Source organism: Streptomyces sp. H27-H5 (genome assembly GCF_026627505.1).
Classification (GTDB): Bacteria; Actinomycetota; Actinomycetes; order Streptomycetales; family Streptomycetaceae; genus Streptomyces.
The window spans coordinates 1-19,780 of sequence record NZ_JAPNLK010000034.1 but is presented as its reverse complement, the minus strand read 5'-3'; the positions used below and the strand labels follow the sequence as shown (position 1 = coordinate 19,780).

The following is a 19,780-nucleotide window of genomic DNA, read 5'->3' as shown; positions in this document are numbered from 1 at the left end:
GCCTAGGTCGTCGTACAGGGATCGTGTCGGGGCGGGTGTCGTGCCTGGTGAGGTGGGTCGAGCCGCTCTCAGGTATGAGGCCGTGTCAGACTTCCGGCAGACTCCTGGTTCGTCCTGGGGAGGGACGCGCGCGACGCCTCCCGACCGGAACACTTGTGACCATGAAACGCCGCCCTCTCGTCATCGCCGCCGCCACCGTGGGAGCCCTCGCCACTGCCGCCTTCGCGCTGCCGAACCTCCCGCCCAACCCGGTCACCGACACCCTCAACGACCGCGTGTTCAAGGAGAAGAGCAAGCGCTTCGCGACCGTGGCGGACGCGCCGACCCGGGGTGGGCAGACGTTCGCGCTGCCCGGCTGGATACCGAAGGACGCCACCGACATACGCATACAGGCGCGCACCACCGGTGAGGCCCGCCTGATCCGGTTCACGCTGGGCGAGACCCCGCTGGACGGCCCGCAGTGCACCACGGGCACCCCCAAGGCGGTGCGCAGCCCCCACCTGGGCGCCCGGTGGTGGCCGGGCGACACCCGCGGGGACGAGCGCACCGAGTGCCGTGGCGTGCACCAGTACCAGGTCGCGGTGCGCGGCAAGAAGGTCTACGCCTGGACCGACGGGACCCGATCCCCCGGAGTCGAGTCGCAGGACGGCGCCCCGGCCGCCGTCCACGCGGTGCGGACCGGCGGCTGACGGTACGCCGGCCGTCTCCCGGCGGCCGTCCCCCGCCGGCCGTTCCCCGCTAGCCGCTCCCGCCGCACCCTGCCGTCAGCGGTGCGCCGTCAGGTGCCGTGGACGGTGGTGAGCTCGGTGAGTCCGGAGATCGTCAGGACGGGTTCCAGGAGGGGGCCGGCGATGAGCTCGATGCGGTCGGCGTGCGGGAAGAGCGCGCTGAGACCGGCGCTGTCGAGGTACTCGACGCCGGTGAGGTCGAGGACCAGGGGCCCGTCCGTGCCCGCGAGGGCGGCGGCCAGTGCCCCGGTGTTGCTCATGTCGATCTCACCGACAGCGGTCAGCAGCGCGGTACCGTCGGGCCGTCGTCCGGGGGTGAGGGTCAGGGGCGTGGTCATCAGGCGATCCTCATATGCATGTCGACGGTGGTGCCGGACGGGCCGGGGGTGATGGTGACCTGCTGCATCAGGGCGCGCATCAGGCCCATACCGCGACCGCGGTGGGTGTTGAGTTCCGGCTGCGGGGCTTTCCAGTGGCCGGTGTCGGCAACGGTCAGGTGCAGATTGTCGACGTAGGCCTCGGCCCGGAAGTAGATGGTCTCGCCGGGGGCGTCGCGGTGGCCGTGCTCGATGGCGTTGGCGCAGGCCTCGCCTGCGGCGACCAGGACGTTCTGCACCGTGGTGGGGGGCAGGTCGCACTGGGCGAGCCAGCCGCGCAGCGTCTTGCGGACAGGGGCGAGCTGGGAGGATTCGGCGGGGAAGGACATCTCCAGCGGGGCCGGGTGCCGGTAGAGCAGCAGGGCGACGTCGTCGTCGTAGCCGTCGACGGGTGCCAACCGGGACATGACGTGGGTGGCGAGGTCGTCGACCGAGGTGTCCCGGCCGTCCTGGAGGGCTTCACTGGCCTGGTCGATGCCCGCGCTGAGCGGGCGGCGGCGGCGTTCGACGAGCCCGTCGGTGTACAGCAGCAGGGTGGACCGGGCCGGGATGGTGCAGGAGCCTTCGGGGCGTTGGTTGCCGGGCCGGACGGCGAGCGGCAGGGAGCGTCCGTCCTCGAGGAGCCGGGTGGCACCGTCGGGCTGGACGAGGATGCCGGGCGGATGGCCGGCGCTGGAGTACGTCAGCTGCCCGGTCTCGGCGTTGAGGACGCCGCAGAAGACGGTGGTGCAGACCGCGCCCGGCACACCGGCGGCGAACTGGTCGAGGGCCATCAGCGTCTGGGCGGGGCTGGCGTCCTGGAGCAACAGGGCGCGGCAGGCGCTGCGCAGTTGACCCATGACGCTGGCGGCTTCGAGTCCCCTGCCGACGCAGTCGCCGACGACGATGCCGATGCGGCCGTCGGGCAGGGTGACGGTGTCGTACCAGTCGCCGCCGACCTCCAGGGGCCGGGTCGCGGGTTCGTAGCGGACGGCGAAGCCGTCGGGCAGTCGGGAGGGGCCGAGGATGGCGCGTTGCAGGGCGATGGCGGTCTCGCGCTGCTGGTCGAACTGGTGCGCGCGGTTCAGTCCCTGGGCGAGGTGGCCGGCGAGGAGGGACAGCAGCAGCTGGTCCTCTCCGGTGAAGGGCCGGTTCTCGCCCAGGTCCATCCACAGGACGAGCGGGCCTTCGGGGAACTCCAGGAGGATGCCGGCCCCGGTGTGGTCGGCGACCGGGGTCAGGATCGGTCCCTGGCGCAGGTCCTGGAGCGTTTCGCGGCGTGCGGCGGGCAGTTGCGACCAGGCGAGCGAGGTGTCGGTGGAGGTCAGTGTGGGTTCGTCGCCGTGGTCGAAGACCGCTGCCAGGACCGACCGGGCGCGCCACAGCGTCTTCAGTTCGTCCAGGGCGCCGGTCAGTGCCTCGGGCAGGCTGGTGGCCCGGGACAGGCAGGTGGCCAGGGCGGCGAGGGCGCTCTCGCGCTGGATGGCGTAGTGCTCGGCGGTGACGTCGCGGAAGGTGCCCACGGTCACGCGGCGCCCGGTGTCGGGGTCGTCGACCTGGTTGAAGGTGGCCGTCGCCCACAGCCGGTGTCCGTCGCGGTGGGTGATCGGAATGGTGTACGAGCCCTTGGTGCTGCCGAGCAGCAGGGCGAAGGCCTCGCTGACCTGCCGGTGTGCTTCGGCGTCGGTGCCGGCGTCGGGCCACCAGGGGTGGATCGGCCGGTAGGGCAGGCCTTCGGGGCCGTAGCCGAGGATGTCGGTGAAGGCCGCGTTGATCTCGATGACGGCGCCGTCCTCGTCGCAGACGAAGAAGGCCTCCTGGAGCGAGTCCACCAGCGCGGTGCGCCAGCGGGCGTGGTGGTTGCGCAGCCGTGCCAGCTCGATGTTCGCCCTGACCCGGGCGAGGAGGTCGGCGGCGGCGAAGGGCTTGACGAGGTAGTCGTCGGCGCCGGCCTGCAGGCCCTCGATGGACGCCTCCTGTCCGGCCCGGGCGGACAGCAACAGCACGGGGACCGACGCGGTGCGCGGGTCGGCCCGCAACGCCGCGACCAGGGCGAGGCCGTCCAGGTGGGGCATCATGACGTCGCTGACGACCAGGTCGAAGGCCTTCGCGCGGACGGCCCGCAGTGCCTGCCGGCCGTCGTCGACCGTGCTGACCTGGTAGCCGGCGCCGAGCAACAGACGGCTGAGGTACTCGCGCATGTCGGCGTTGTCGTCGGCGACCAGGACGTGGACGGGCAGCGCGGGGCCGTGGGGCGGTCCGTCGATGCTCTCCTCGATGCCCGTGACCACGGCGGAGGTCGCCGCGGTCTGCTCGCCGGGCAGCCAGCGAAGGGCCTCCTGTACGAAGGGGTCGGTCGCGAAGGGGGCCGCTCCGTCGCCCGCTTCGGCGAGGACGGCGTCGGCGGGCAGGTGGGCGGAGCCGAAGGGCAACCGGATGGTGAACCGGGTGCCGCGGCCCTCGGTCGACGTGGCGCTGATCTCGCCGCCGTGCAGGCCGACCAGTTCCTTCACCAGGGCGAGGCCGATGCCGCTGCCCTCGTTGGAGCGGGACCGGGCGTTCTCGATGCGGTGGAACCGTTCGAACAGTCGGGGCATCTCCTGCGCGGCGACGCCGATCCCGGTGTCGACGACGGTCACCACCGCCGCTCCGTCCTCGGTGCCGACGGAGATGCCGATCGAGCCGTCGAAGGTGAACTTCAGCGCGTTGCTGAGCAGGTTGAGGACGACTTTCTCCCACATGCTCCGGTCGATGAAGACCGGCTCTGGCAGCGGGGGACAGTCGACCCGGAAGTCCAGGCCGGCCCGGTCGACGGCGGAGCGGAACACGCTGGCGAGTTCACCGGTGACCTCGGCGAGGTCGACCGGCTCGTAGCCCGCCTGCATCCGACCCGCCTCGATGCGGGAGAAGTCCAGCAGGGTGTTGACCAGCTTGCCCAGCCGCAGCCCGTTGCGGTGGACGACCTCCAGTTCCTCGCGCACGCCCGCGTCCGCGTCCGCGAGGCGCTCCCGCAGTTCGTCCACCGGCCCCATGATCAGCGTGAGGGGGGTGCGGAACTCGTGGCTGATGTTGGAGAAGAAGGCCGTCTTCGCACGGTCCAGTTCGGCGAGTTCCTCGGCGCGCCGCTGCTGCGCCTGGTAGCTGCGGGCGCTGGCGACTCCGGTGGCGACGTGCCCGGCGACCAGTTCCACGAAGCCGCGGTATCCGTCGTCCAGGTCCCGGTACCGGTTCAGGCCGACGACCATGAATCCGTACGGGGTGCCCCCCTGCTGCCGCAGCGGCACCACCAGTGCCTGGAGGGGGCCGTGGGGCCACTCCCCCTCCGGCAGGTCCGCGAACACGGCGCCGTCCAACGGCACCAGCGCGGACTCGCCCCGGGCCGGGGCGTCCGTCGGCCACACCGTCTCGGAGCCCGGCGGGAGGAGCCGCACCGCGGCGGGGTGGTCGTCGCGTAGGCCGGTGGCCGCGGCCTGCGCGGCGCTGCCGTCCTCGTGGAAGAGGTACGTCAGGGTGAACGGCAGGTCGCGCGGGTTGCGGCTCAGTTGCAGGCGGGCGAAGTCGAGCATCTCCTGCTCGGTGCGCACCACGCTGGGGTCGGAGCCGAGGTCGCGCAGCGTGGCCATCCGTCGTTCGCCGATGACCCGGTCGGTCTCCTCGCTGACCACGCACAGCATGCCGACGACGTGCCCGTCGTCGTCGCGCAGCGGGCTGTAGGAGAAGGTGTGGTAGCTCTCCTCCGTGTACCCGGAGCGTTCCACGAACAGCAGCAGCGCCTGGTCCCAGGTCGCCTCACCGGTGGTGAGCACGGTGTCGATGCGGGGGCCGATGTCGTCCCAGATCTCCGCCCAGACCTCGCTCGCCGGCCGCCCCAGGGCCCACGGGTACTTCCGGCCCAGGGTGTCGCGCCGGTAGGCGGCGTTGCAGAAGAACGTGAGTTCCGGTCCCCAGGCCATCCACATCGAGAACTTCGACGACAGCAGGATGCTCACGGTCGTCTTGAGGCTCTGCGGCCAGCCTTCCGGGTCCCCGAGCGGGGTGGTCGCCGCCCAGTCCACCAGGGCCAGATCCCGGCCGACCACCGCGTCGGCGGCGAACACATCGGTGCCGGCCGTCGCCGTCGCCTCCGGCTCGGCATCCTCGGAACGCGTCACTGTCCACCCCTTCGTTCACGACAGCCGCAACCCGGGCGTGGCCCGCCGGCGGCGATGGTGCCGTCCCCTCCGCGTCATGGCCGCGAGGGGCCGTGAGACATCCGACCGGCCGCCGGGCCGTCCGGAGGAACTCGTTGACGTGATCCGTAGAATAGGACAGCGGCGCCTCGGACGAGGAGGCACGGCCAACGAGGCGGTGTGAGAGGCGACATGACGGGGACCGAGTACGCCGTCCACCGGGACGTGGGGAACGCCGCGGAGGAAGAGGGGCGGAGGATCGCCGCGGTGCGCCGCTACGCGGTCCTGGACACCCCGCCCGACGGGACCTTCGACAAGATCGCCTCCCTCGCGGCCCGCATCTTCGACGTCCCCATGGCCACCGTGGCGATCGTGGACGGCGACCGGGTGTGGTTCAAGGCCGCGCACGGCCTCCAGGGCGTCCGGGAGGTCCCCCGCGACCCGGGCCCGAGCCCCTGCGCCGTGCCGTACGACGATCCGTACGTCCTCACCGACGCCCTCACCGATCCGCGCGGCGCCGCCGACCCCCTCGTCCGGGCGGACCCGGGCGTGCGCTTCCACGCCGCGGCGGCGATCACCACGGCCGACGGGTACCACCTGGGCACCGTCGACGTCCTCGACACCCGTGCCCGCCGTCCCACCGACGTCCAGCTCGCGACCCTCCGGGACCTGGCCGCGCTCGTCATGGACGAGCTCGAACTGCGGCTGTCCGCCCTGCGCACGGTCGCCGCCGAACGCGCACGGCGCGCGGACGCCGAACGTCTGGCCCGCACCCTCCAGCGCACCCTGCTGCCGCCCGCCCTTCCCACGGTGCCCGGGCTGCACACGGCCGCCGCCTACCACACCGCGTCCGTCGACGAGGTCGGCGGAGACTTCTACGACCTGTTCCCCCTGGACGACGGCCGCTGGGCGTTCTTCCTCGGCGACGTGTGCGGCAAGGGCGCCGACGCCGCCGCGCTGACCTCTCTGACCCGCTACACCCTGCGCGCCGCCGCCATCTACGACCCCGACCCCTGCACGGCCCTGGCCAACCTCGACGCGGTCCTCAAGGGCGAGTACCAGGGCGACAACCCGCGCTTCTGCACCGCCGTGTTCGGTGTGCTCGAAGCCGCGTCCGACGGGTCCTTCACCGTCACGCTGGCCGGCGGCGGCCACCCCCCGACCCTGGCCGTGCGCGCGGACGGCACCGTTGAACCGGTGTCCACGACCGGCGGCCAGCTGATCGGGCTCCTGCCCGACCCCCGCTTCGTGCAGGTCACCACCCGCCTCGCCCCCGGTGACGCGCTGCTGCTGTACACCGACGGGCTCATCGAGGCCCGTACCGAGGACGGCAGCATGCTCGGCGAGGAGGGACTGGCCCGCCATCTGTCCGCCCGCACCACACGAGGAGCCGACCATCTGCTGGCCACGGTGCACGAGCTCTTCACCGATCCGGGAACCGGCGTGAGCGACGACACCGCGCTGCTCGCCCTGTCCGTACCGCCCCGCCGCACACCGCCACCCGCTCAGGAGCACAGGTGACCGACCACACCCTGACCGCCACCCGCCACACCCACTCCCGCGGCGCCACCGTGTTGACGGTGGTGGGCGAGCTCGACCACCACACCGCTCCGGAGCTCACCCGGGTCATCCGGGAGACGCCCTTCGGCCCCGACGTCCCCGTGCTGATCGACGTCTCCGCGCTCACCTACTGCGACTCCACCGGGATCACCGTGCTCGTCGGTGCCTACCACCGTGCGCACGAGGTCGACGCCCCCCTGCTCATCGTGGGGCTGAACCCCGAGCTGACGAACGTCTTCCGCATCGTCGGCCTCGACCAGCTCTTCACCTTCCAGCCCACGGTCGAGGACGCCGTCGACGCCCTACGCGCCTAGGCCGTCCCGCAGGAGCGCGGCGGTGGGGGTGCGCGGCGCTCGCCGCGAAGTAGGCGGGCGAGGGAGAGCCGAGCCCGTGCGGGCACACGCGGGCCGGTTGCGCACCGGGCAGTTCGGCCCAACGGATCCGGTCGCCTTCCGGCGTGACGACGGCACTGAGCATGGTGTTCCCCCGGTCTGCGGTACGACGAATCCAGGACGAGGTCATCCAGGGCGGTGGGTGCCTCGTCTACCCTGATCAGGTGACCGAGGAAGTGAACCAACTCGGCGGTGAAGCGCCGCGACTCGGCGCGCTCCCCGCGGGCGCGACCGTGGCCGTGTGGGCCCTGGACACCACGCGCGACGTGGTCGGCGGCCACGCGGTCGCCGAGGCGTCGGCGGTGCTCGACGCCGGCGAACAGGACCGCGCGGGACGGCTGCTGCGCCCCGGCGACCGGCACCGCTACGTCGCCTCGCACCTGGGGCTGCGCGCGCTGCTCGGCGGCTACCTGGGGCTGGCGCCGGAGAAGGTCACGCTGGTCCGCGAGGACTGCCCGTGCTGCGGCGGCCCGCACGGCCGGCCCGCGGTGGCGGGGGGTGCGGTGCACTTCTCGCTGTCCCACAGCGGGGACCTGGCGTACCTGGCCTTCGCCGGGGCGCCGGTGGGGGTCGACGTGGAGCGGGTACCGAGCGGGCAGGCGGTGTCCGACGTCCTGGGGACCCTGCACCCGGCGGAGACGGCCGAACTCGTCGCGCTCCCGGAAGCGGAACGGCGCGTGCCGATGGCCCGGCTGTGGTCCCGCAAGGAGGCCTACCTCAAGGCCACCGGTACGGGCCTGGCCCTCGGGTTGACCGACCCGTACGTCGGCTCGGGCCCCACCCCCGCCCCGGTGACGGGCTGGACCCTGCGCGACCTGCCGGCCCCGGCGGATTACGCCGCGGCCCTGGCCCTGTCCGGGCGGTGAGCGGTCCCGAGGGGGTCCGCGCCCTAGGGTGGCCGTCATGGACATTCGCCGCGCTCTGATCACCGCGGAACTGCGCGCCGCCGAGGGGCTCTTCGACGGACCGGCCCGCGAGGACTGGTCGGCCCGTTTCCTAGCCGCGCCCGGGCACCTGATGCTCATCGCGTACGTGGACGACGTGCCCGCCGGCATGGTCTCGGGCGTGGAGATGAGCCATCCCGACAAGGGCACCGAGATGTGCCTGTACGAGCTGTCGGTCGACGAGGGGTACCGGCGGCGCGGCATCGGCCGGAGCCTCACGCTGGCGCTGGCCGACGAGGCCCGCGCCCGGGGCTGTTACGGCATGTGGGTGGGGGTCGACACGGACAACGAGGCAGCGCTGGCGACGTACGCGTCCGCCGGGTCCCTCGACGAGGGCGTGTTCACGATGCGCGGCTGGCCCCTCGCCCCGGACGCCGGCGACCCCGTTCCCGACCCCGGCACCGGCACCGGCACCTGACCTCCGCCCCTCCGCGCGTCCCGACGGCCGTCCCGCGCGGGGCCCCGCGTCGTCCGTCCGGCGGCGTGTCGTGCGCCCACTCGGCGCACCCTCCGCGCGCCCGCCCCGCGCCTCGCCGAGCATCGGCCGCATGACCGCACTCACCGCGCTGCTCCCGGCCGCCGCCCTGCTGGCGACGGCCGCCCTGTCGACCGCGCCCGCCGGCGAAGCCGCCGCCGCCGAAGCCCCCCTCGCCCCCTACGTCGTGGTCCTCAAGGACAGCACGCGCGCCCACGCCGCCGCCCGCGCCCTCGCCGCCGAGGCGGCGGAGGCCGGTGACGAGGTGCGGGCCGTCTACGACACCGCGCTGAACGGGTTCGCCCTGCGCACGACCGCCTCCCGCGCCGCCGCCCTGGCCGCCGACCCCCGGGTGGCGTCGGTCGAACCGGACGCCCTGTTCCACGTCGACGACACACAGTCGCAGGCGCCCTGGACCCTGGACCGGATCGACCAGCGCGATCTCCCGCTCGACGCCTCGTACACGTACGGAACGAAGGCGGCGGGGGTCACGGCGTACGTCCTGGACACCGGGATCAACACGGCGCACCAGGAGTTCGGCGGCCGTGCCCGCTTCGGCCACAACGCGGTGCGGTCCGAGACGGCGACCGACTGCGACGGGCACGGCTCGCACGTGGCGGGCACCATCGGCGGGGCCACGTACGGGGTCGCGAAGGGAGTGTCCCTCGTGGCCGTGAAGGTGGCCGACTGCCGGGGCGACGGCCGGCTGTCGGACATGCTGCGCGGCCTGGACTGGACGGTGCGGGACGCCGCCCGCGGCAGGGCGCCCGCGGTGGCCAACATGAGCATGGGCGGCGCCCGCAGTTACGCGCTGGACTCGGCGGTCGTCCGAGCGGTGGCGTCCGGGATCACCTTCACGGTGGCCGCCGGGAACTCCGCGGAGGACGCATGCGGCGGGTCTCCGTCCCGGGTCCCCCAGGCGATCACGGTGGGCGCGACCGACTCCGCGGACCGCAAGGCCGCGTTCTCCGGCCACGGCCGGTGCGTGGACCTCTTCGCTCCGGGCGTGTCCGTCGTGTCCGCGTGGAAGGGCTCCACCACCGCCCTCGCGCGGGCCACCGGCACCTCCATGGCGGCCCCGCACGTGGCGGGGGTCGCCGCGTTGCTCCTGGCCGGCGGCACGGCCAGGACCCCCGAGCAGGTCACCTCCGCCCTGCTGAGGGACGCCGGGACGGACCGGATCACCGGCCTCCCGGCGGGGACCGCGAACCTGCTGCTGCACACCCCGATCGACCACTGACACCCGGCGGCCGGGAGACCCGGCCGCCCCACCCACACCTCCCGTGACCCACCGCACGAGCCACCGACCGGTCGGTACCCGATGTGCCGTCAGACCCGTTCTGATGGGACATCAATTTGTGTGTGCTTCGAGAGAAAGCAAGTCATTGACTTCTCATCACCGCGACGCGTCAATGTCGACCTCCGCACCGGCTCGGCCTCCCCCACACAGCGGGTGGGGGGAGGGGTTCGTCTGACGAAGGAGTCGCGACCCAGTGAGTACAACGTTCCGACGAAGAGTTCTGGCCGGGGCGGGCGCACTGTCCCTGGCCCTGACGGGTGGCGTCGTGGGTCTGGCGGGGACGGCGCAGGCCGCGACCAAGACCACGGCGGTGTTCGAGAACTGTGACGCTCCGGCGCCGCAGCCCGACGGTTCCGGCAACCAGAACTTCACGGTCACCCTGCCGGACGGCGCCAAGGCCGGCGACGTCGTCCCGATCACCATCGACCCGGGCGCGAGCCCCCTGATCCCGGGCTTCTCCGTCACGACGGTGAACACCTCCAAGATCACCCTCAAGGTGGGTACGACCACCCAGGTGGTCACCAGCCCGCCCGAGACCGTCAGCGTCGTGGCGGGACAGCCGCTGGACCCGAAGGCGTTCTCCGGAACCATCAAGATCCCGGACGGCACCGAGGGCAACTCGGTCGACGTCAAACTCGACCTGGCCGTGACCGACGCCGACCTCAGCGGGTCGGTCTTCACCACGACCTGCACCCCGGCGCCCCGTCCGAGCGCCTCGCTCGGTTCGGTCGCGGTCGAGGCCCTCCCGAAGGACCCGATCACCACCAAGGTGACGCCCAACAGCGGCAAGGCGGGCACCGCCGTCGTCGTCACGGGCGCCAACTTCCCGGCCGGCGCGGTCACCTGCTCCGCCCTGCTGGCGGGCGTGGCGACCGGTGACACCGGTACGGGTTCGGCGGACGCGTCGGGCGCCGCCACCTGCGACGTCACGGTCACCAAGAAGGCCGACGCCCTCAGGATCGACGGCGCGATCACCCCGTACAAGTCCTTCGTGTTCCTGGAGGACCAGGCGGGCGTGAAGAACCCGGTGGACGTCGAGGTGCTGCCCGGGCCGCTGGCCCTCGGCCCGAAGGACGGTCAGCCGGCGGTCGACTTCGGTTCGGTCACCATCAACGGCAAGCCCCAGTCGGTGGTCGGCGTGTTCAACGCCGCGACCGTCCAGGACTTCCGCGGCGGCTCGCTCGGCTGGGACGTCACGGCGACCCGCACGCCGTTCCTGAACGCCACGACCGGGCACTCCGTGCCGAAGGCGCAGATCGGCATCCAGCCGTCCTGCACCGTCACCAACCCGGACAGCCCGAGCACGTGCACCGCGGGTACGCCCGGGGCGATCACGGACACCCCGATGCAGGTGGCCTCCCAGGCCGCGGGCGGGGACGAGTTGACCGGTGGTGAGTTCGCGGTCGGTGGCGCCGGGATGATCCAGCTCCCGTCGTTCATGTTCGCCGACACCTACCAGTCGGTCGTCACCTTCTCGATCTCCTGATCGGGACCGGCCCAGGGTGGTGCGGCGCTCCCCGGCGCCGCACCACCTTCCCGGTTTCCCCGCCGCCGCCCTCTCCCGGCTTCCCCGCCGCCTTCCCGGTTTCCCCACTCGCCGGTCGTCCCGGCCACCCACCGCGACCGTCCCGTCTGGAGTCCCGCCCATGCGCACCCGCACCTCCCCGTCCGGTACGCCCCACAGGCCGCGGCCCGGTCGGCGCCCGCACCTGCGCCTCGGCCCGTTCCTCGGCCTGCGCCTCGGCCTGTTCCTCGGCCTGTTCCTCGGCCTGTTCCTCGGCCTGTTCCTGCCGGTCGCGGGCCTGATCCCCGCCGGCTCGGCCGCGGCCGCCGACAACGGCACGTGGGGGGTGTTCCCGACGCCGCCGGCCGGTGCGGCGATGACGGACCGGGCGTACTTCTTCCACCAGGGCGCGGCCGGGAGCACCGTCCGCGACAGCGTGACGATCGTGAACTCCTCCGACAGGGAGCTGACCTTCCAGGTCTTCGCGACCGACGCCGTGAACACCCCGGTGGGCGGCGCGTTCGCTCTGTTGCCCGTCGAGTCGAAGCCGAAGGACGTGGGCACCTGGACGGCGCTGCCCTCCGGGGCCGCGGGTACCGTCACCGTCCCGCCGAAGGGCCGCGAGGACATTCCGTTCACCGTGCGGGTCCCCGAGGACGCGACCCCGGGCGATCACGTCGGCGGGATCGTCGCGCTGAACACGGCGGTGGAGGGCGTCCGGGCGGACGGCAAGGTGCAGGTCGGGGTGAAGCGCTCGGTCGGCGCCCGCCTGTACTTCCGGGTGCCGGGACCGCTGACACCCGGCCTGAGCGTGGAGGACGTACGGGTCAGCCGGGGCGCCCCGCTGCTGCCCTGGTTCAAGGACGCCCGTGCGACCGTCTCGTACGCGCTGGTCAACCGGGGCAACGTGGTCGTGGAGCCGAAGGTGACGATCTCCGCCGAGGGGCTGTTCGGACGCAACGTCCTGAACCGGCCGAACCGCGGACCGCGGCTCGTACTGCTACCCGGGCAGCGGATCGAACTGACCGAACCATGGGCGGACTCACCGCAGTTGGACTGGGTGACGGTCAAGGTGGCTGCGGGGGCGAGCGCCTACCCGGATCTGAACTCGGAGTCCGAGACGGACTTCCTCGCCGTACCGTGGCTCGCCGCGGGCCTCGCACTGCTGTTGACGGCCGCCGGCATCGCCTTCGCGGTACTGCGCCGCAGGAGGAACGCGGAGCCGCAACAAGTCGAACCCGTACCGGACTTGGCGCGGACGTCCTGACCGGCGAGGGTGTCCCCTGTTGACGGCGACGGCATTCGGCCACCGCCGGCAAGGGGGAGGCACTTCCGATGGGACGAGAGCACAGCGAGCCCAGGCCCGACGGGCCGTACGCGGACCACGCGCGGCCCGACCGGGTACGGGTCGACCCCGTGCAGGCCGGCCGCACACAGACCGACCACACGCAGGCCGGCCACCCGCAGATCGACCCGGTGCGCGTCGAACCGGCACGTGTCGACCCCGTGCGCGTCGACCCGGCACGTGTCGACCCCGTGCGCGTCGACCCGGCACGTGTCGACCCCGTGCGCGTCGACCCGGCACGTGTCGACCCCGTGCGCGTCGGCCCGGTGCGGGCGACGCCCGCCCCCCGCATCACCGCCGTGGCGCACGAGGCCGGGGCAGCCGTGAAGGGCGCCGGTCTGCTGACCCGCGTCGAACGCGCCCTGGGCACGGGCACCGCCGTCTACCTCCCCGGCGACGGTTGGATCCGCCTCACCCTCCCGCTCCACGACGCCGGCCCGGCGCCGGTCACGGTCGAGGTGCTCGCGGACACCACCCGGGTGCCGCACGGCATCGCGTACCTCCTGCCGGGCGGCGGCCTGAACTTCACCGCCGACTACTTCACCCCCGACGGCCACGCCGGCGGCGGCCTCGCCCACCACCTGCGCCGTCAGGGGCTGTTGGTCGTGGGCGTCACCCCGCGCGAGGATGCCGCCGGCGGCCCCGCCGACGTGGGCGCCGACCGGGGGCTCGCGGCGCACCGCCGCGACCTCGCCGGCGTCGTCGCCGCGCTGGACGCCGTACTGCGGCTGCCCTACCAGTACGCCGGGCACTCCGCCGGGGGCGCCCTGGCACTCGACGCCGCCTCGCACGACCCCTCGCCGCGACTGCGCCGGGTCCTCGTCCTGGACACCACCGGCCCGTACACCGGGGACCCGGCGGCGCGGGCGGCGAGGACCCGGGACGAGTACGCGGACCTGGTCGCGGGCGGCACGTACGCGAGCGATCCCGGCCTGGCCGCCCTCGTCGCGCGGGCGGTCACCGACCCGCACTCCCCCTCCCCCGTCCCGTGGCCGCCGGATCCGGGCCTGCGCTTCACCAACGCCGGGCTGGCCCACTTCGCGCTGATCCGCACCGCCGACCTGCCCGGCGCGGCGAACTGGATCCACCGGCGGGGCCACGCAGCCGGCGAGTACGTCTTCGGCGCGACCCCCGCCGAGGACCGGTTCGCCCTCACCCACACCCCGCTCGCCACCTGGCACGCGGCCACGGCCGCCCTGGGCAGCGGGCTGATCCCGACGGCCCTGCTGCGCGACCTCGCCGCGATCTGGGCGGGCGACGAGGCCACGTACCGGATCGCCTGGGACCGCATCCGGGCCGAGGTGGTGTGGGTCAACGCGCAGTGGGGGCGCGGCGACGAGTCGCGCGGCGCCGACCTGATCCGCGCGTGCGGCAACACCCGGGTCACGTTCACCACCGTCCCGGGCCACGGCCATGCCGATGTGGTCTGGAGCCCCACGGCCCCCACCGACGTCTGGCCCCTGCTCAGACCCTGACCGACGGTCGCCGCGGCCACCCTGCCGGGCCCGGCGGCGCACGCCGACGACCCCGGCCCGTGAGGGTGGGCCGGGGTCGTCGTTTCGGGCTCGTGGCGTCAGTGGTTGCGGGGGAAGCCCAGGTCGACGCCCGCCGGGGCGTCGGAGGGGTCCGGCCAGCGGGTGGTGACGACCTTGCCGCGGGTGTAGAAGTGGATGCCGTCGTTGCCGTAGATGTGGTGGTCCCCGAAGAGGGAGTCCTTCCAGCCGCCGAAGGAGTGGTAGCCCACCGGCACGGGGATCGGGACGTTCACGCCGACCATGCCCGCCTGGATCTCCAGTTGGAAGCGGCGGGCCGCGCCGCCGTCGCGGGTGAAGATCGCGGTGCCGTTGCCGAACGGCGAGGCGTTGATGAGGGCCACGCCCTCCTCGTAGGTCTCGGTGCGCAGCACGCACAGCACCGGGCCGAAGATCTCGTCGCGGTAGGCGTCGGAGTCGGTCTTGACGTTGTCGAGCAGGGAGAGGCCGATCCAGTGGCCGTTCTCGTTGCCCTCGACCGTGTAGCCGGTGCCGTCCAGGACCACGTCGGCGCCCTGCGCGGCCGCGCCCTTGACGTAGGAGGCGACCTTGTCGCGGTGGGCCGCGGTGATCAGCGGGCCCATCTCGGAGGTGGGGTCGTTGCCGGGGCCGATCTTGATCTTCTCGGCGCGCTCGCGGATCTTCTCCACCAGCGTGTCGGCGATCGCGCCGACGGCGACGACGGCGGAGATCGCCATGCAGCGTTCGCCGGCGGAGCCGTAGGCGGCGGAGACGGCCGCGTCGGCGGCGGCGTCCAGGTCGGCGTCGGGGAGGACCAGCATGTGGTTCTTGGCGCCGCCGAGGGCCTGGACGCGCTTGCCGTTGGCGGAGGCGGTGGTGTGGATGTGGCGGGCGATCGGCGTGGAGCCGACGAAGGACACGGCCGCGATGTCGGGGTGGGCGAGCAGCGCGTCGACGGCGACCTTGTCTCCGTGGACCACGTTGAGCACGCCCGCCGGCAGGCCGGCCTCGGTGGCCAGCTCGGCGAGCTTGTTGGAGGCCGAGGGGTCCTTCTCGCTGGGCTTGAGGATGAAGGTGTTGCCGCAGGCCACGGCCAGCGGGAACATCCACATCGGCACCATCGCCGGGAAGTTGAACGGGGTGATGCCGGCGACCACGCCGATCGGCTGGCGGATCGAGGAGACGTCCACCCGGTTGGACACCGACGTGGACAGTTCGCCCTTGAGCTGCGTGGTGATCCCGCAGGCCAGCTCGACGATCTCCAGGCCGCGGGCCACCTCGCCGAGCGCGTCCGAGTGCACCTTGCCGTGCTCGGCGGTGATCAGCTCGGCGATGGCGTCGCGGTTGGCGTCCAGGAGGGCGCGGTAGGCGAACAGCACCTTGGTCCGGGCGGCCAGCGAGGACTGGCCCCAGGACAGGAAGGCCTCCTTCGCGACGGCGACCGCCGCGTCGACCTCGGCGCTCGACGCGAGCGCGACCTGCGTGGTGACCTCGCCGGTGGCGGGGTCGGTGACCGGGCCGTAGTTGCCCGACGCGCCCTCGACGGTCTTGCCACCGATCCAGTGGTTGACGGTCTTCATGCCTTGCTCCTTCACAGATGGCGACGTCGCTGCGCGGCTTGCCGGTCGTACTCTTCACGGGCCCGAGCCGCCGACGAACGGGTCGCGGTCTCGGCCACGGGAACATCCCACCACGCCTGTGCCGGGGGTGGGCCCGACACAGTGTCGGGTGTTCGGGTCTGCGCGTAGACACATGTGGGGCGGTCGGTCGCCCGTGCCTCCGTGAGAGCTTTTCGCAGGTCACCGATGGTGCGGGCGGAGATCACCACCATCCCGAGGGAGGCCGCGTTCAGCGCGAGGTCCACCGGCAGGGGTTCGCCGTCGTACGCGCCGTCCCGCCCCCGGAAGCGGTACGCGGTGCCGAAGCCCTCGCCGCCCACCGCCCGCGACAGGCCGCCGATCGAGGCGTACCCGTGGTTGTCGAGGATCACCACCTTGATCGGGATTCCCTCCTGCACCGCCGTGACGAGTTCGGTCGGGTTCATCAGGTACGTGCCGTCGCCGACCAGGGCCCAGACCGGGCGGCCGGGCGCCGCGAGCGCCACGCCGATCGCGGCCGGGATCTCGTAGCCCATGCAGGAGTAGCCGTACTCGACGTGGTACTGGTCGGCGGACCGGGGCCGCCAGAGTCGGTGCAGGTCGCCGGGGAGCGAGCCGGCGGCGTTGATCAGGATGTCGGAGGCGTCGACGAGGGAGTCGAGCAGGCCGAGCGCCTGGACCTGGGTCGGGACGGCGTCCTCGTCGGGGGTCTCCCACGCCCGGTCGACGAGCCGCTCCCACTGCCGGTTGCCGTCCTGGTACGCCGCCTCGTAGGCAGGGTCCACGCGGTATCCGGCGACGGCTTCGCGGAGTTCCTCCAGGCCGGCGCGCGCGTCGCAGACCATCGGCCGCGCGGCGAGTTTGTGGGCGTCGTACGGGTCGAGGTTCAGCCCGAGGAAGCGGACCCCGGGGTCGCGGAACAGGGTCGCGGAGGCGGTGGTGAAGTCGGTGAGCCGGGTTCCCGCGGCGATCACGAGGTCGGCTTCCCGGGCGAGGGCGTCGGCGGTGGCCGTTCCGGTGTGCCCGATGGCGCCCACGCCGGCGGGGTGGTCGTGGGCGAGGGAGCCCTTGCCGGCCTGGGTGACGGCGACGGGGATCCCGGTGGCGTCGGCGAACGCCGCGAGGGCCGCCCCGGCGGCGCTGTGCCGGATTCCGCCGCCGGCCACCAGCAGGGGGCGGGCGGAGCCGCGTACGGCCTCGGCGGCCTCGGCGAGTTCGTCCCGGTCGGGCCGGGGCCGGCGCACCCGCCACACCCGTTCGGCGAAGAACTCCTCGGGCCAGTCGTACGCCTCGGCCTGCACGTCCTGGGGCAGCGCGAGGGTCACGGCGCCGGTCTGGACGGGGTCGGTGAGCACCCGTACGGCCTGGAGGGCGGCGGGGATCAGGGCCTCGGGGCGGCCGATCCGGTCGAAGTGGCGGGACACGGGCCGCAGGGTGTCGTTGACGGAGACGTCCCCGGCCCAGGGCACCTCCAGTTGCTGGAGCACGGGGTCGGCGGGTCGGGTGGCGAAGGTGTCGCCGGGCAGGAGGAGCACCGGGAGCCGGTTGACGGTGGCCAGGGCCGCCCCGGTGACGAGGTTGGTGGCGCCGGGCCCGATGGAGGTGGTCACGGCGTGGGTGGACAGGCGTCCACTCTGGCGGGCGTAGCCGACGGCGGCGTGCACCATGGCCTGTTCGTTGCGGCCCTGGAGGAACGGCATCCGCTCGGGTCCGCTCTCCAGCAGGGCCTGCCCGATGCCGGCGACGTTCCCGTGCCCGAAGATTCCCCAGGTCGCGGCGATCAGTCGGCGGCGGTGGCCGTCCCGCTCGGTGTACTGGGCGGACAGGAACCTCAGCAGGGCCTGGGCGACGGTCAGCCTGACGGTCACGGGGCGTCCTCCCCTCGGTGGCGGGCGGGCCCGGTCATACGGCGTCCTCCGCGCGGTGGAACGGCAGCCGGGGGTCGATGTCCCGGCCGGCCCAGGTGTCCCGGATCCAGCCGTGGTCGGGGTGGTCGCTGATCAGCCACTCCCTGGTCCGGTCGGGGCCGGCCATCACGTTCAGGTAGTACATGTCGTGCCCGGGCGCCGCGATGGACGGCCCGTGCCAGCCGTCGGGGATGAGCACGGCGTCTCCGGTCCTCACCTCGGTGAGGATGTCGGTCTTCCCGGCCGGCGAGGGGGAGACACGCTGGTAGCCGAGGCCGGGGACGCCGCGGTGCGGGGCGATCTCGAAGTAGTAGATCTCCTCCAGCCGGGACTCCTCGCCGGGGCGGTGCTCGTCGTGTTTGTGGGGCGGGTACGAGGACCAGTTCCCGCCGGGGGTGAGGACCTCGACGGCGATGAGCCGGTCGCAGTCGAAGACGTCGGCGGCGGCGAAGTTGTTGACCTGGCGGGAGCAGGTGCCGGCGCCCCGGAGTTCCACGGGGACCTCGCGGGCGGGCCCGTACCGGGCGGGCAGCGTCCTCTCGCAGCGCGCCCCGACGAGGGCGAAGCGGCCCCCGTCGGCGGATTCGATCGAGGCGTGGCCGTCGCGGGGCAGGTACGCGAAGTCGGTGACCGCGCGGAACACGCTCGCGCGGCCGCGCAGTGCGAAGACCTGCTCGGGCGCCCGGTCGGGGGCCCGGTCCGGCGCGGCGCCGGCGCCCGCGGGCTCGGCGCACCGCACCACGCACCCTCCCTCCAGCGGGAGGACGATCCACTCGTGGTCCCCGCACGCGTGCGGGTGCGTCTCGCCCGGAGCGAGCTCCACCACCCGCAGCGCGGTCAGCGTCATGTCGTGCGACACGGTCACCGTCACGATCCCAGCACCTCCTCGACCTCTTCGGCGTACGGCATCGCCGTGGAGCAGGCCAGCCGCGAGGCCACGATCGCCCCGGCCGCGTTGGCGTACCGCAGTGTCCGTTCCAGCTTCCACCCGGCGAGCAGCCCGTGGCACAGCGCGCCGCCGAACGCGTCGCCCGCGCCGAGGCCGTTCACCACCTCCACGGCGACCGGCGGCAGTTCGACGGCCGTCCCGTCCCGGTGGACGGCCAGGACGCCGGCGGGGCCGCGCTTGACGACGGCCAGTTCCACGCCGGCCGCCAGCAGCGCCCGGGCGGCCGCGTACGGCTCGCTCTCGCCGGTGGCGATCTCGCACTCCGCGGTGTTCCCGACGGCCACCGTCGCCTGCGCCAGGGCGCGTTCGTACCAGGGCCCCGGCTCCCCCTCCCACAGCATCGGCCGCCAGTCCAGGTCGAAGACGGTGGTCCCGGACTTCGAGCGGGCCTCCAGCGCCGCGAGGGTCGCGCTCCGGCTCGGCTCCGCGCTCAGGCCCGTTCCCGTCATCCAGAACACCCGGGCCGCGCGTACGGCCGCCAGGTCCACCTCGTCGGGTGCGATCTCCAGGTCGGGGGCCTTGGGGAGCCGGTAGAAGTAGAGCGGGAAGTGGTCGGGCGGGAAGATCTCGCAGAAGGTGACGGGCGTCGGGTAGGCGGCCACCTCGGTCGCCCAGCGGTCGTCCACGCCGAACCCCCGCAGCTCGGCCCGCAGGTACGCCCCGAAGGGGTCCGCGCCGGTGCGGGTGATCACCGCCACCCGGCGGCCCAACCGGGCCGCCGCCACGGCGACGTTGCTCGGGGAGCCGCCGAGGAACTTGCCGAAGGCCTCGACCTCGGCGAGCGGTACCCCCGTTCTCAGCGGGTAGAGATCCACCCCGATCCGGCCCATCGTGATCAGGTCGAACGCGGACCCCTCCGCGGCGTTCACCGGCACGTCCGTCACGTCTCCTCTTTCCCCCGAACCTCTTCTTCCCCGTCCCGTCGAGCCTCGCACCCTAAGTGGTCTGCGTCGTAAATCCTTCGGGGGTTGACGTCGGGCTTGGCGTGCGCTTGCCCGTGTCAGGTGTCGAGACCGGTGAGGTGGAGGTGGCAGGCGGTGTCGAGTGCGTCCTCGGGGGT

General features: G+C 73.3%; 15 protein-coding genes. 9 read left to right on the top strand and 6 right to left on the bottom strand.

Annotated features, from left to right (window positions below; genetic code table 11):
• Positions 1 to 161 precede the first annotated feature (161 nt).
• Complete coding sequence (locus tag OTB19_RS18420; RefSeq protein ID WP_267799365.1) at positions 162 to 689, top strand: hypothetical protein; 528 nt, start codon at positions 162 to 164, stop codon at positions 687 to 689.
• Positions 690 to 778: 89 nt separating this feature from the next.
• Here OTB19_RS18420 and OTB19_RS18415 read toward each other — a convergent pair whose 3' ends face one another.
• Entirely contained in the window at positions 779 to 1,066 is a 288-nt protein-coding gene (locus OTB19_RS18415) for an STAS domain-containing protein (RefSeq protein WP_267799364.1), read from the bottom strand.
• A complete protein-coding gene (locus OTB19_RS18410) occupies positions 1,066 to 5,235 on the bottom strand; it encodes a SpoIIE family protein phosphatase (protein ID WP_267799363.1) in 4,170 nt (1,389 codons plus the stop codon). The genes OTB19_RS18415 and OTB19_RS18410 overlap by 1 nt, the downstream gene beginning before the upstream one ends.
• 210 nt (positions 5,236 to 5,445) lie before the next feature.
• On the opposite strand from OTB19_RS18410, the gene OTB19_RS18405 reads away from it, so the two are divergent.
• The 8 genes from OTB19_RS18405 (at position 5,446) to OTB19_RS18365 (ending at position 14,248) form a co-directional block, all read left to right on the top strand.
• Positions 5,446 to 6,774 carry a PP2C family protein-serine/threonine phosphatase gene (locus tag OTB19_RS18405; RefSeq protein WP_267799362.1) on the top strand — a complete coding sequence of 443 codons (1,329 nt, stop codon included), beginning with the start codon at positions 5,446 to 5,448 and terminating at the stop codon, positions 6,772 to 6,774.
• Positions 6,771 to 7,127 (top strand): STAS domain-containing protein, encoded by a 357-nt coding sequence (locus OTB19_RS18400; RefSeq protein WP_267799361.1) that lies wholly within the window; start codon positions 6,771 to 6,773, stop codon positions 7,125 to 7,127. The genes OTB19_RS18405 and OTB19_RS18400 overlap by 4 nt, the downstream gene beginning before the upstream one ends.
• Before the next feature lie 242 nt (positions 7,128 to 7,369).
• On the top strand, positions 7,370 to 8,071 hold the full coding sequence (locus OTB19_RS18390; RefSeq protein ID WP_267799360.1) for a 4'-phosphopantetheinyl transferase family protein: 702 nt from the start codon (positions 7,370 to 7,372) through the stop codon (positions 8,069 to 8,071).
• A gap of 37 nt (positions 8,072 to 8,108) precedes the next feature.
• Positions 8,109 to 8,567, top strand: a complete 459-nt coding sequence (locus OTB19_RS18385; protein WP_267799359.1) for a GNAT family N-acetyltransferase — start codon at positions 8,109 to 8,111, stop codon at positions 8,565 to 8,567.
• Positions 8,568 to 8,697: 130 nt separating this feature from the next.
• Positions 8,698 to 9,864 carry a S8 family peptidase gene (locus OTB19_RS18380; RefSeq protein WP_267799358.1) on the top strand — a complete coding sequence of 389 codons (1,167 nt, stop codon included), beginning with the start codon at positions 8,698 to 8,700 and terminating at the stop codon, positions 9,862 to 9,864.
• A gap of 253 nt (positions 9,865 to 10,117) precedes the next feature.
• Positions 10,118 to 11,410, top strand: coding sequence for a hypothetical protein (locus OTB19_RS18375; RefSeq protein WP_267799357.1), 1,293 nt, complete (start codon positions 10,118 to 10,120; stop codon positions 11,408 to 11,410).
• 160 nt (positions 11,411 to 11,570) lie between these two features.
• Positions 11,571 to 12,695, top strand: coding sequence for a WxL protein peptidoglycan domain-containing protein (locus OTB19_RS18370; RefSeq protein ID WP_267799356.1), 1,125 nt, complete (start codon positions 11,571 to 11,573; stop codon positions 12,693 to 12,695).
• 68 nt (positions 12,696 to 12,763) lie between these two features.
• Complete coding sequence (locus OTB19_RS18365) at positions 12,764 to 14,248, top strand: hypothetical protein (protein ID WP_267799355.1); 1,485 nt, start codon at positions 12,764 to 12,766, stop codon at positions 14,246 to 14,248.
• A gap of 98 nt (positions 14,249 to 14,346) precedes the next feature.
• On the opposite strand, the gene mmsA is transcribed toward OTB19_RS18365, so the two are convergent.
• From mmsA to iolC, 4 genes are read right to left on the bottom strand one after another with little or no spacing between them, the layout of a single operon-like run.
• Entirely contained in the window at positions 14,347 to 15,846 is a 1,500-nt protein-coding gene (gene mmsA / locus OTB19_RS18360) for a CoA-acylating methylmalonate-semialdehyde dehydrogenase (RefSeq protein WP_267799354.1), read from the bottom strand.
• Positions 15,847 to 15,857: 11 nt separating this feature from the next.
• Positions 15,858 to 17,732, bottom strand: coding sequence for a 3D-(3,5/4)-trihydroxycyclohexane-1,2-dione acylhydrolase (decyclizing) (iolD, locus tag OTB19_RS18355; RefSeq protein ID WP_267799353.1), 1,875 nt, complete (start codon positions 17,730 to 17,732; stop codon positions 15,858 to 15,860).
• A gap of 34 nt (positions 17,733 to 17,766) precedes the next feature.
• Positions 17,767 to 18,618 (bottom strand): 5-deoxy-glucuronate isomerase, encoded by an 852-nt coding sequence (gene iolB, locus OTB19_RS18350; protein WP_267799407.1) that lies wholly within the window; start codon positions 18,616 to 18,618, stop codon positions 17,767 to 17,769.
• Between the two features lie 20 nt (positions 18,619 to 18,638).
• A complete protein-coding gene (gene iolC, locus OTB19_RS18345; RefSeq protein WP_420716859.1) occupies positions 18,639 to 19,550 on the bottom strand; it encodes a 5-dehydro-2-deoxygluconokinase in 912 nt (303 codons plus the stop codon).
• Between the last annotated feature and the right edge of the window lie 230 nt (positions 19,551 to 19,780).